Here is a 12614-nt window from a genome sequence, read left to right as displayed (position 1 = left end):
CCAGAACGCCGGCTTCTTCCAGCCCACCGCCCAGGACGAGCCCGCCTGCACCGGGCTGATCTCGCGGGTCAGGTCCTGGCCGTGCAGCGGGTAGCCCATCTCGGTGCGCAGGGTGTCGCGCGCGCCGAGCCCGGCCGGCATCCCGCCCAGTCCCCGCGCGGTCTCGACCAGGGCGTCCCAGAGCGCTCCGGCGTCGTCCCAGGACGGGATCAGCTCGTAACCGCGCTCGCCGGTGTAGCCGGTGCGGCAGACCCGGACCCGCCGGCCGTCGAGGTCGGCGTCGACGAAGCTGACGTAGTCCAGGTCGGCGGGCAGGTCCAGCGCCTGCAGCACCTCCGGCGACTTCGGGCCCTGCACGGCGAGCACCGCGAAGTCCTGGTGCTGGTTGGTGACCGAGACGCCGTCCGGCGCCGCGGCGGCGAGCAGCCCGATCACCTCGTCGGCGTTGGCCGCGTTCGGCATCAGGAACACCTCGTCGTCGCCGACCAGGTAGCTGAAGACGTCGTCGATCACGCCGCCGTCGGAGGCGCAGCACAGCGTGTACTGCGCCTGGCCGGGGGCGATCTTGCCGAGGTCGGCCGTCAGGCAGGAGTTGACGAACTCCCGGGCGCCGGGCCCGGCGGCGGTGGCCTTGCCCAGGTGCGAGACGTCGAAGATGCCGACCGCGGTCCGGACCGCGGTGTGCTCGGCGATCACGCCACCACCGGACGCGCTGTACTCGATGGGCATCTCCCAGCCCCCGAAGTCGGCCAGCTTGGCCCCGAGATCGACGTGCCGGTCGTGCAGCGGGGAACGGCGCAGCTCAGTCATGGCGCAACCGTACCGAGCCGGCCAAACCCACCGCGCGAGCTGCCCGGAGGAGGACGAACCGCGAGCCGGACGGGCGCACCGGAGCCGGAAGTCACGTCACATAGAGTTGCCGCATGACATCGGTTTCCTTGATCGACGGCGCGTCGCCGGTGACCGCCGACGCGATCGTGGTGGCGACGGTCTCGACCGGCACCGGCGTGGCGCTGGCCGACGGCGCGGCCGGTGTCGACGCCGCTCTGGACGGCGCGCTGCTGCCGGCGCTGCGGGCCGTGGAGGCCACCGGACGGGCCGACGAGGCGGTCAAGATCCCGACGCTGGGCAAGATCGCCACCCCGCTGGTGGTGGCCGCCGGCCTCGGCCCGGGTGCGCCCGGCACCCTCGACCCCGAAGCCGTCCGGCGGGCGGTGGGCACCGCGCTGCGCGGGCTGGAGTCGGCCGGCCGGGTGGCGGTGGCCATCGGCGACGGCACCGATCCCGACCTGGTGGCCGCCGTCACCGAGGGTGCCCTGCTCGGCGCCTACCGGTTCACCAAGTACAAGTCCGGCGCCAAGCCCAACGCGCTGCGGCGGGTCGATATCGCGGTGTCCGAACCGGCCCAGGCCAGTGCCAGGGCCGCCGTCCGCCGGTCCCGGATCATCGCCGAGGCGGTCAACAACACCCGCGACCTGGTCAACACCCCGGCCAACGACCTGAACCCGGTGACCTTCGCCGGCTACGCCCGCGAGCAGGGCGAGGCGGCCGGCCTGGCCGTCGAGGTGCTCGACGAGCGGGCCCTCAAGCGCGGCCGGTACGGCGGCATCCTGGCGGTCGGCGGCGGCTCGCACACCCCCCCGCGGCTGGTCCGGCTCAGCTACGCCCCGGCCCGGGCCCGGGCGCACGTCGCACTGGTCGGCAAGGGGATCACCTTCGACACCGGCGGGCTGGACCTCAAGAACACCGGCATGGGCGACATGAAGTCCGACATGGCCGGCGCCGCGGCGGTCATCGAGTCGATCATCGCCGCCGCCCGGCTGAAGCTGCCGGTGGCGGTCACCGCGACCGTCCCGATGGCCGAGAACGCGGTGTCCGGCGCGTCCTACCGGCCCTCCGACATCATCGTGATGCACGACGGGCGCACCGTCGAGGTCGACAACACCGACGCCGAGGGCCGGCTGATCCTGGCCGACGCGATCCTGCGGGCCTGCGAGGACTCCCCCGACTGCCTGATCGACACCGCGACCCTGACCGGCGGCCAGGTGGTGGCGCTGGGCCACGGCACCGCCGGGGTGATGGGCACCGACGCCTTCCGCGACCGGGTGGTGGCGCTCGGCTCGGCGGCCGGTGAGTCGCTGTGGCCGATGCCGCTGGAACGGCGGCTGCGTACCCGGCTGGACTCGCCGGTGGCCGACATCGTCAACCTGCCCACCGACCGGTCGGCCTCCATGCTGGTCGCCGGCACCTTCCTCAAGGACTTCGTGCCCGAGGGCCTGGACTGGGTGCACATCGACATCGCGGGCCCGGCGTTCCTGAAGTCGGCGTCCGGGTACAACGGCGAGGGCGGCAGCGGGGTGATCGTCCGGACCATCCTGGCGTGCCTGGCCGACCTGGCGGGCGGTTAGTCCACGGCCCGGGCCGGAGCGCAATCCGGGCCGTCCGGCATCAGCTGATCAGGGCCCGCCCGGCTGCCCGCGCATGAAGATGAAGTGACAAGATGGAGCCGGCCCGGCACGCGCCGGGCCGGCCGGACACTGGGAACGATCGGGGTGGCACAACCCCCGAGCTGGGAGACTTTCGTGGCAGCCGAAGGGGCCGACAACAACGTCGACGTCGTGATCCTGGGCGGTGGCAGCGGCGGGTACGCCGCGGCGCTGCGCGCCGCGGAGCTGGGCAAGTCCGTGGTGCTGATCGAGAAGGACAAGGTGGGCGGCACCTGCCTGCACCGGGGCTGCATCCCGACCAAGGCGCTGCTGCACGCCGGCGAGATCGCCGACGCCGCCCGCGAGAGCGCGCAGTTCGGGGTCAACGCCAGCTTCGAGGGCATCGACATGGCGGGCGTCCACAAGTACAAGGACGGCGTCGTCGGCAAGAACTGGAAGGGCCTGCAGGGCCTGATCCGCAGCCGTGGCATCACCATCGTCGAGGGTGAGGGCCGGCTCACCGGGCCCAAGCAGGTCACCGTCGGGGACCAGACCTACACCGGCACCAACGTGGTGCTGGCCACCGGCTCGTACTCGCGCACCCTGCCCGGCCTGGAGCTGGACGGCCGCCGGGTGATCGCCAGCGAGCACGCCCTGGGCCTGGACCACGTGCCGTCCAGCGCCGTGGTGCTGGGCGGCGGGGTGATCGGGGTCGAGTTCGCCAGCGCCTGGCGGTCCTTCGGCGCCGAGGTGACCATCGTCGAGGCGCTGCCGCACCTGGTTCCGCTGGAGGACGAGGCCAACTCCAAGCTGCTCGAGCGGGCCTTCCGGCGGCGCGGCATCAACTTCAAGCTGGGTGCCCGGTTCGAAAGCGTCGAGCACACCGACAGCGGCGTGAAGGTCTCGCTGGAAGGCGGCACGACCCTGGAGGCCGAGCTGCTGCTGGTGGCGGTCGGCCGCGGTCCCAGCTCGGCCAACCTCGGCTACGAGGAGCAGGGGGTACGGATCGAGCGCGGGTTCGTGATCACCGACGAATACCTGCGCACCTCGGTCGACGGCGTGTACGCAGTCGGCGACCTGGTCAGCATCAGCGGCGAGCCGCACCTGCAACTGGCGCACGTCGGCTTCGCCGAGGGCATCCTGGTCGCCGAGCACATCGCCGGCCTGCCGGTGGTGCCGATCGACTACGCCGGCGTGCCGCGGATCACCTACTCCAGCCCCGAGGTGGCCTCGGTCGGGCTCACCGAGGCGCAGGCCGCGGAGAAGTACGGCGCCGACGGGATCAAGACGGTCACCTACGACCTGTCCGGCAACGGCCGCAGCGCGATCCTGAACACCAAGGGCGCGGTGAAGCTGGTCGCCGAAGCCGCCGACGGCGCTGTGGGCAGAGTGCTGGGCGTGCACATCGTCGGCGACCGGGTCGGCGAGCTGATCGCCGAGGCACAGCTGATCTACAACTGGGAGGCGCTGCCCAGCGAGGTAGCCCAGCTGATCCACCCGCACCCGACGCAGTCCGAGGCGATCGGCGAGGCGCACCTGCTGCTCGCCGGCAAGCCGCTGCACGTGCACGACTGAGCGCCGGCGCCCTCTCTCGCATCCGGCCTTGACCGTTCGGCCTTGAACAACGAATAGGAGCCAGACAACATGCCGGTCTCAGTGACCATGCCGCGCCTCGGTGAGAGCGTGACCGAGGGAACCGTTACGCGCTGGCTCAAGCAGGAGGGCGACGAGGTCGCCGCCGACGAGCCGCTACTGGAGGTCTCGACCGACAAGGTCGACACCGAGGTGCCCTCGCCGGCGTCCGGCATCCTCACCTCGATCAAGGTCGGCGAGGACGAGACGGTCGAGATCGGCGTCGAGCTGGCGGTGATCAGCGACGCCAGCGAGGCGGCCGATTCGGGTTCTGGTTCCGGGCAGGCGGAGTCGGGCGGTTCCGAGGAGCAGTCCGCGCCGTCCGAGTCGTCCGAGTCGTCCGGGGACGCTCAGGACGAGGCGGCCCAGGCCGACAGCGGCCAGGACGACAGCGGTCAGGACGAAGCCGCCCAGGCCGACAGCGGTCAGGACGAGGCTGCTCAGGACGAAGCGGGCCAGGCCGACAGCGGCCAGGGCGAGGCGGCCCAGGCCCGGCCCGCCGACGAGCAGTCCACCGACGAGATGGCACCGGAGGAGCCGGTCAGCGAGGCGGCTCCGGAGGCGGGCTCGGCCGGCCCGTCCACCCCGCAGGCTCCCGCCGCGGCTCCGGCCCCGGCCGCGGCTCCCCCGCCGGCCGCCGCACCCCCGCCCGCTTCCGCTCCGTCGCCGTCCCAGGCGGCTCCGGCATCGGACTCGGGCCGGGAGACGGGCACGGTCCCGGCCGGCGCCGAGGACGACGAGGTGGCCGGCACCTACGTGACCCCGCTGGTCCGCAAGCTGGCCAGCGAGCACGGCATCGACCTCAGCTCCATCACCGGCACCGGGGTGGGCGGCCGGATTCGCAAGTCCGACGTGCTGTCGGCGGCCCAGGCCGCCGCCGAGCAGCGGGCCGAGGCCGAGGCTGCCAAGGCCGCACCGGCTGCCCAGCCGCCGGCCGCCGCCGCTACCCCGGCTACCTCGCACGCCCAGCCGGCGGCGCCGGCCGCCGACGCCAGCGGGCTGCGCGGCCAGACCGTCAAGCTGTCCCGGCTGCGCCAGGTGATCGCCGCCCGGATGGTCGAGTCGCTGCAGACCTCCGCCCAGCTGACCACCGTGGTCGAGGTGGACATCACCGGGATCGCCCGGCTGCGCGAGGCCGCCAAGCGGGACTTCGAGAAGCGGGAGGGCGTGAAGCTGTCCTTCCTGCCGTTCTTCGCGGTCGCCGCGGTGGAGGCGCTCAAGGCGCACCCGAACGTCAACTGCTCGGTCGACACCGAGGCGGGCACGGTGACCTACCACGACGCCGAGCACCTGGGCATCGCGGTGGACACCGAGCGCGGCCTGCTGGTGCCGGTGATCCACAACGCCGGCGACTTCAACCTCGCCGGCATCGCCCGCAAGATCGCCGACCTCGCCGAGCGCACCCGGACCAACAAGGTGTCGCCGGACGAGCTGGGCGGCGGGACGTTCACCCTGACCAACACCGGCAGCCGGGGTGCCCTGTTCGACACCCCGATCATCAACCAGCCGCAGGTGGCGATCCTGGGCACCGGGGCGGTCGTCAAGCGTCCGGTGGTGCTGTCGGACGACAAGCTCGGCGAGATCATCGCGATCCGCTCGATGGTCTACCTGGCGCTGTCCTACGACCACCGGATCGTCGACGGCGCGGACGCGGCCCGGTTCCTGACTACCATGAAGACCCGGCTGGAGGCCGGCGCCTTCGAACGCGCGCTCGGGCTCGGCTGAGCACCGTGGCCGGCCGACCGACGTCCGGGCCGGCCGGAGGCGTGCGGTGAAGGTGGTGCTCGCCGGGGCGTCCGGCTTTCTCGGGACGGCGCTGGCCGACGACCTGCGCAACGCCGGCCACCAGGTGCACACCCTGGTGCGCCGGCGCCCGGTAACCGAGTCCGAGTTCGAGTGGCACCCCGAGCGGGGCGAGCTGGACCCGCTCGTGCTGGCCGGGTCGGACGCGGTGGTGTGCCTGTCCGGGGCCGGGGTGGGTGACAAGCGCTGGACGGAGGCCTACCAGCAGGTGCTGGTGACCAGCCGGGTGCAACCCACCTCGACCATCGCCCGGACGCTGGCCGGGCTGCCGCCGGAGCTGCGTCCGGGAACCTTCGTCTCGGCCTCGGCGATCGGCTACTACGGCGAGCGGGGCGACCAGCCGCTGCCCGAGACGGCCACCGCCGGCACCGGGTTCCTGGCCGACCTGGTTCGCCGGTGGGAGGCGGCCACCGAGCCCGCCGGCAGTGCCGGGGTGCGGGTGGCGATGCTGCGCACCGGCCTGGTGCTCAGCGCCCGGGGCGGGCTGATGAAGCGCCTGGTGCCGATCTTCAAGCTGGGCGGTGGCGGCAAGCTCGGCTCCGGCCGGCAGTACCAGTCCTGGATCACGCTGGCCGACGAGATCGGCGCGATCCGGCACATCCTGCAGACCGAGCAGCTGGACGGCCCGGTGAACCTGGTCGGCCCCGAACCGGTTCGCAATGCCGAGTTCAGCGCGGAACTGGCCAAGACGCTGCACCGCCCCTCGATGCTGCCGGCACCGGCGTTCGCGCTGCGGCTGGCAGTGGGCCGGTTCGCCGACGAGGGCGTGCTGATCAGCCAGCGGGTGCTGCCCGAGAAGCTGCTCGCCAGCGGGTACCGGTTCATCCATGCCGACCTGCCGAGCGCGTTGGACTGGGCGGTCAAGAACTAGCGCGCTGCCCGGCGATCCGGAACTCCTCCCCCACCCGCACCAGGGTGACGGCCAACCGGGCCGGAGCTGCCGGCAGCGTCCGGCTGCGGACCGTCCCGTCGCACAGCAGGGTCGCGGATGGCTGGCTGGCGGTGACCTGCACCTCGATGCGCTTACCGGTGCTGCTGGTGACCGTGACGTCGGTGTAGCCGGTCCGCAGGCCGGCCAAGCCGCAGCCGGCCGGCACCCGGGAGCCGAGCAGCGCGGCGTCTTCGGCCAGCAGCTCCGGCGACTGGTAGACGCCGGCCAGCAGCTCCGGCCGGTTCGCGGCGAAGGCGGCGGCCCGCCGATCCGCCAGCCGGCGCAGCAGCGCCGCCGGATCCGGGTCGTCCGGTGCCGGGTCTCCGTCGGCCCGCCCGCTCGCAGTGGCCGGCACCGAGAAACCGGCCGAGCCGGCGGGACGGACCGGACCGGCGGAGCCCGCCGAGGGTATTGCCACCGCTGTGGCTCCGCTCGTGGCCGAGCTCGCAGACTTGGCCGGGCCGGCGGGCGGGCCAGGGTTCGCTGCCCGGGTCCGGGCGGCTTCCGGCGCCGGCGGGGCACTCCGGTGTGGGCCGGCAGCCAAACCGGGCCAGCCACCACGAGCCGCCGCAGTGGCTGTCACCGTGCCGGCCAGCAGCACCCCGGCCACCAGCGCCGGGACGGCCAACCGCCGGCGCCAGCTCCTTTCCGGCATCGGTGCCGCCGGCTCCGGCCGGATCTGCAGCCGGGCCACATGGGTCAGGTCGGCCGGCACCGCGTCGGTGGCGGCCGGCGCATGCCGCTCGACCGAGTGCCGTCCCACCCCCGGCGCGATCCGACCGGCGGCCAGCACCACCGGCCCCCGTGGCACGCTGGCGCCCAGGTCGAGGGCGAGCTCGGCCGCCGAGCCCCGGCGGTGTGGCTCCGGATCCAGTGCCCGGCGCAGCACCGCGGCCATCGCCGGCGGGCAGGTCGCCAAGCGGGCGTCCAGGTTCTCGATCACCCCGGTGGCCGCCCGGGCCAGCACCGCGGGCAGATCACCGGGCCCATCGCCCTGCCACGGACCGGCACCGGTCAGGCAGTGCAGCGCCACCGCGGCGAGGGAGAAGACGTCGCTGAACGGGCCGGCGGTGCCACCGGCGGCCAGCACTGGATCCACGTACGCGGGCGTCCCCAGCACCCGGTCGGGCCCGGTGGGCCCGAACAGCATCCGGGCCACTCCGAGGTCGGCCAGCTTGGCGTGGCCGGCCGCGGTGAACAGGATGTTGGCGGCGCTGACGTCGCCGTGCAGCACGCCCTCGGCATGGGCGAAGGCGAGCGCCGCGGCCACCGGGCTGAGCGCGGCGGCCACCTCGGCCGGGGTCAGCCGGTTCCGCCGGCGCAGCAGCTGGGCCAGCGAGCCGCCCTCGGCCAGTTCCATCACCAGCACCGCCGCGGCCGGCGTCTGGACGTAGCGGTGCAGCCGGACCAGGCTGGGGTGCTCCAGGACGGTGAGCAGCGCCGCCTCGGCCCGGGCCGCCTGTACCAACTCGGCGATCCGGTCGGGGCCGGCGCTGCCCGGCAGCACGATCCGTTTCAGCGCCACCGGCTCGCCGGTGGCGACGGCGCGGCCCGACCACACCTCGGCATGGCTGCCGAAGCCGAGCAGCTGGTCGACCTGGTAGCCGGGAACAGTGAACGCCATCGGGCCACCGTAGGAGAAACCGCCGTACCGTGCCCGAAGTTGTCCACAGGCCCGCTGGGACAGCGAGTCAGTCCGCGCCGTGGGCGAGCTTCGACGGCCACCAGATCCTCTTGCCGATGTCGGCCGCCAGCGCCGGCACCAGGATGCTGCGCACCAGGATGGTGTCCATCAGGACCCCGACCGCGACCGCGAAGCCGAGCTCGGCCAGGAACACGATGGGCAGCACGCCGAGCACCGCGAACGTGGCGGCCAGCACCAAACCCGCCGAGGTGATCACGCCACCGGTCACGGTCAGGCCCCGGGAGATGCCCACCCGCGTGCCGTGCCGAACGCTCTCCTCCCTGATCCGGGTCATCAGGAAGATGTTGTAGTCGATGCCCAGGGCCACCAGGAACACGAAGGTGAACAGCGGGAAGGACGGGTCCGCGCCCGCGAAGTGGAACAGGTGGTTGAACGCGATCGCCGACAGTCCTAGTGCGGCTCCGAAGGAGAGCACCACCGTCAGGATGAGCAGCACCGGCGCCACGATTGCCCGCAGCAGCACCGCCAGCACCAGGAAGATGACCAGCAGCACGATCGGGATGATCAGATTGCGGTCATGCACCGACGCATCCTGGACATCCAGCGTCGCGGCGGAGGCGCCGCCGACCCGGGCGTCGGCGCCTGCGACGCCGTGGACGGCGTCCCGGAGCCGGCCCACCGTGGCGTAGGCCTCGCGGGAGTCGAATGGGTCGGCCAGCGTCACGTTGACGATCGTGCGACCGTCGATCGGCTGGACCTGCAACGACTCCGGAGCGCAGCCCTCGCCTGGCAGGGCAGCGCCGGATTTCACGGCGGCTGCCAGCTTCGGGTAGTCGACCTGGATGCACACCGCGCCAGGCTTGGTGTCCACCCCGGCGACCTTCGACGCCGCGGCGATCACGGCCTCCACCGAGCCGGCGTTGGTGGCGATCACAGCGGGCGTGCTGGTGTCCCGGGCGAACTTGGCGAGATAGAGATCCTGGCCGACAACCGCGTCCGGGGTGTTGGTGAACCCCTGCGCCGTGTCGAGGCCCTGCGCCTTCAGGGTGCCCAGGCCGAGCAGGCAGATCCCTAGCACCAGCCCGACACCGATCCAGGCCGTCCGGCGATTGCTGTCGACCTTGGTTGCGACGCGGGCCCAGAAGCCGTGGCTGGCGAGGTCCACCATCTGGTCGGCCTTGGGCTTGCGGGGCCAGAACACCCATCGGCCGGCCAGTGCCAATGCCACCGGCAGGAAGCTCATGGCCAGGATCAGGGTGCAGGCGATGCTGATCGCGCCCACCGGCCCCAGGCTCTTGTCGGATGCCAGGCTGGAGAAGCTCAGGCACAGCAGGCCGAGGATGACGGTGGCGGCCGAGGCGACGATGGCCGGCGCCGATCTACGCCACGCCTTGATCATGGCGTCGAAGCGGTTGGGGTAGGTATGTAGTTCCTCGCGATAGCGAGAGATCAGCAGCAGCGCGTAGTCGGTGCCGGCGCCGAGCACCAGCACCGGCATGATGCCCGCGCTCTGCCCGTTCAGCGTGACGACGTCGTTCTTGGCCAGGTAGTAGATGACCAGCGAGGACAGCCCGAGGGCAAGCACTGCCGACAGGATGGGGAAGATCCACAGCACCGGCGAGCGGTAGACGAACAGCAGGATGAGGATCACCACGCCGAGCGCGGCGAACAGCAGCGCGCCGTCGATGCCGGCGAAGGCGTCGGAGAACGCCAGGAACAGTCCCGCCTGCCCGGCCGGATAGGCCTTCAGGCCCTCCGGAAGTCCGACCGTGGTGGCATCGACGACCTGTTGTTCCAACTTGGCGATCTTGTCGAACCTGACGGCCTTGCCGTCCTGTTTCGCCACCAGCGGCGTGAACACCGCGATCGTCGTGCCGTCACTGGAGGTTTGCGGCGGAGTAAGCGCGTCGGTGTCGATCCCGGGAGTCCTGGCAACGATCTCTGCCGCCTTGCTGGCCGCGGCCCGGTCGGCGTCTGTCAAGCCGCTCGGCCGGTGGAAGACCATGAAGCCGGGCACGTTCTCGATCTTGATGAACTTCGCCGACTCCCCCAGTACCTTGGTCGACTCGGCCGAGCCCGGCAGCCAGGAGGAGTTGTCGTTCTTCTCGACCTCGGGCAGCTTGCCCTGGTAGGAGCCGCCGGCCCCGCCGGCCAGGAAGGCCAGGATCGCGACCGCGAGCACGGTGAACACCGGCAGGCCGCGGGGCAGCTGGCGTGGCCTGCCGGGCGCCGGGGCAGCCGCTGGCGGCGTTCTGACATCAGTCATGTCGAGATCTCCCTGCTTGTCGAGGTGATCGGACTGCCCGGGGGAGCAGGTCAACGGCTCGAGACGCCGGGGGTTCGAGGCTCTGGTGAGAACCTTGAGGAACGGTTGCCCGGCGGCATCGTACTTGCTGGCGGTGTCGGTTCGGTACGGCATTTCCTACCGCAGCCCACCGACAACGGCAGGCAACAACGGCGGTCCTGGGTGGCGACTGTGACCGCACCCACGCCCACGGCTTTTGTCGTTGCGGCGGATTAGGGTGGTCGGCGAGGAGATGATCGCGTGGCTGAGCTGAGAACCATCCGGGCCGGGCTGCTGGACTACGAGCAGGCCTGGCAGTGGCAGCGCCAGCTGCATGCCCAGCGGGTCGCCGGCGAGATCGACGACACCGCGCTGCTGCTGGAACACCCACCGGTCTACACCGCCGGCCGGCGCACCGAGGCCTGGGAACGCCCGGTCGACGGCACCCCGGTGATCGACGTCGACCGCGGTGGCAAGATCACCTGGCACGGTCCCGGCCAGCTGGTGGGGTACCCGATCGTCGAGCTGCCGGATCCGGTCGACGTGGTGGCCTACGTCCGCCGGATGGAGGAGATCCTGATCGAGGTGTGCGCCGAGCTGGGCGTCACCGCCGGCCAGGTCGCCGGCCGCAGCGGCGTGTGGCTGCCCGCCGACGAGCGCGGGCCCGAGCGCAAGGTCGCCGCGATCGGCATCCGGGTCGCCCAGGGCGTCACGCTGCACGGTTTCGCTCTCAACTGCAATCCCGACCTCAGCTGGTTCGACAAGATCGTGCCGTGCGGCATCTCCGACGCCGGGGTGACGTCGCTGAGCGCCGAGCTCGGCCGCGAGGTCAGCGTCACCGACGCCCTGCCGGTGGTCGAGTCGCTGCTGCCCGGCCTGGTCGCCGCGTACGCTCGGTCCCGTGACTGACGCCAGCGCGCTCCAGCCCGGCCCCGCGACCGCACCCGGTTCCGGACGCAAGCTGCTGCGCATCGAGGCCCGCAACGCCCAGACCCCCATCGAACGCAAGCCGGAATGGATCAAGACCCGCGCGGTGATGGGGCCGGAGTACACCGAGCTGCGCCGGCTGGTGAAGAGCGAGGGCCTGCACACGGTCTGCCAGGAGGCCGGCTGCCCCAACATCTACGAGTGCTGGGAAGACCGGGAGGCGACGTTCCTCATCGGCGGCGACCAGTGCACCCGCCGGTGTGACTTCTGCCAGATCGACACCGGAAAGCCGGCCGAGTTCGACGCCGACGAGCCGCGCCGGGTCGGCGAGTCGGTGGCCACCATGGGCCTGCGGTACGCGACGGTCACCGGTGTGGCCCGCGACGACCTGCCCGACGGCGGCGCCTGGCTCTACGCGGAGACGGTCCGCCAGATCCACAAGCTTCAGCCCGGTTGCGGCGTCGAGCTGCTGATCCCCGACTTCAACGGCGACGCCGACCAGCTGGCCGAGGTGTTCGGGGCCACGCCCGAGGTGCTCGCGCACAACGTCGAGACCGTGCCGCGCATCTTCAAGCGCATCCGCCCCGGCTTCCGTTACGAGCGCTCGCTCGACGTGATCACCCAGGCCCGCGCGGCCGGCCTGGTCACCAAGAGCAACCTGATCCTCGGCATGGGCGAGGAGCGTTCCGAGGTCTCCCAGGCGCTGCGCGACCTGCACGACGCCGGGTGCGAGCTGATCACGATCACGCAGTACCTCCGCCCCACCCCGCGGCACCACCCGGTGGAGCGCTGGGTTAAGCCCGAGGAGTTCGTGGAGCTGCGCGAGGAGGCCGAGCAGATCGGCTTCGCCGGCGTGATGAGCGGGCCGCTGGTGCGGTCGTCGTACCGGGCCGGCCGGCTCTACCAGCAGGCTCTCGAAGCCCGCCGCTGACCTTCCGGCCCTTCCCCCTGATTCCACTCACTCTG

At 72.2% G+C, this 12614-nt stretch carries 9 protein-coding genes; 6 read left to right on the top strand and 3 right to left on the bottom strand.

All coding sequences use genetic code 11. The features are described from left to right. Positions 1-810, bottom strand: an 810-nt coding sequence (gcvT, locus tag VLJ82_RS19510) for a glycine cleavage system aminomethyltransferase GcvT (protein ID WP_408665033.1), incomplete at its 3' end; no start/stop codon positions are given. Between the two features lie 113 nt (positions 811-923). Here gcvT and VLJ82_RS19505 point away from each other — a divergent pair. The 4 genes from VLJ82_RS19505 to VLJ82_RS19490 all read left to right on the top strand — a co-directional run bounded on the left by VLJ82_RS19505 (position 924) and on the right by VLJ82_RS19490 (position 6732). Further along, entirely contained in the window at positions 924-2408 is a 1485-nt protein-coding gene (locus VLJ82_RS19505; RefSeq protein ID WP_408665032.1) for a leucyl aminopeptidase, read from the top strand. 174 nt (positions 2409-2582) lie between these two features. Continuing rightward, positions 2583-4001: a dihydrolipoyl dehydrogenase gene (gene lpdA, locus VLJ82_RS19500; protein ID WP_408665031.1), complete on the top strand. Its 1419-nt coding sequence runs from the start codon at positions 2583-2585 to the stop codon at positions 3999-4001. A gap of 69 nt (positions 4002-4070) precedes the next feature. Further along, entirely contained in the window at positions 4071-5783 is a 1713-nt protein-coding gene (sucB, locus tag VLJ82_RS19495; RefSeq protein WP_408665030.1) for a 2-oxoglutarate dehydrogenase, E2 component, dihydrolipoamide succinyltransferase, read from the top strand. A 46-nt stretch (positions 5784-5829) separates the two neighbouring features. Next, a complete protein-coding gene (locus VLJ82_RS19490; protein WP_408665029.1) occupies positions 5830-6732 on the top strand; it encodes a TIGR01777 family oxidoreductase in 903 nt (300 codons plus the stop codon). Here VLJ82_RS19490 and VLJ82_RS19485 read toward each other — a convergent pair. Then, on the bottom strand, positions 6722-8416 hold the full coding sequence (locus tag VLJ82_RS19485; protein WP_408665028.1) for a serine/threonine-protein kinase: 1695 nt from the start codon (positions 8414-8416) through the stop codon (positions 6722-6724). The two genes, VLJ82_RS19490 and VLJ82_RS19485, sit on opposite strands and share 11 nt — an antisense overlap. A 67-nt stretch (positions 8417-8483) precedes the next feature. Next, complete coding sequence (locus VLJ82_RS19480) at positions 8484-10703, bottom strand: MMPL family transporter (RefSeq protein WP_408665027.1); 2220 nt, start codon at positions 10701-10703, stop codon at positions 8484-8486. Positions 10704-10982: 279 nt separating this feature from the next. Here VLJ82_RS19480 and lipB point away from each other — a divergent pair, with 279 nt between their 5' ends. Both lipB and lipA read left to right on the top strand, forming a co-directional pair. Next, the gene (gene lipB, locus VLJ82_RS19475) at positions 10983-11630 is read left to right on the top strand and encodes a lipoyl(octanoyl) transferase LipB (RefSeq protein ID WP_408665026.1); all 648 of its coding nucleotides are present in this window, start codon (positions 10983-10985) and stop codon (positions 11628-11630) included. After that, positions 11623-12579 (top strand): lipoyl synthase, encoded by a 957-nt coding sequence (gene lipA / locus VLJ82_RS19470; RefSeq protein WP_408665025.1) that lies wholly within the window; start codon positions 11623-11625, stop codon positions 12577-12579. Before lipB ends, lipA begins: the two co-directional genes overlap by 8 nt. The last annotated feature ends 35 nt before the right edge of the window (positions 12580-12614 follow it).

The organism is Jatrophihabitans sp., assembly GCF_035474675.1.
Taxonomy (GTDB): Bacteria; Actinomycetota; Actinomycetes; order Mycobacteriales; family Jatrophihabitantaceae; genus Jatrophihabitans_A.
Note: the sequence above shows the minus strand (reverse complement) of the source record. Positions and strands in the feature narration are given on the sequence as shown.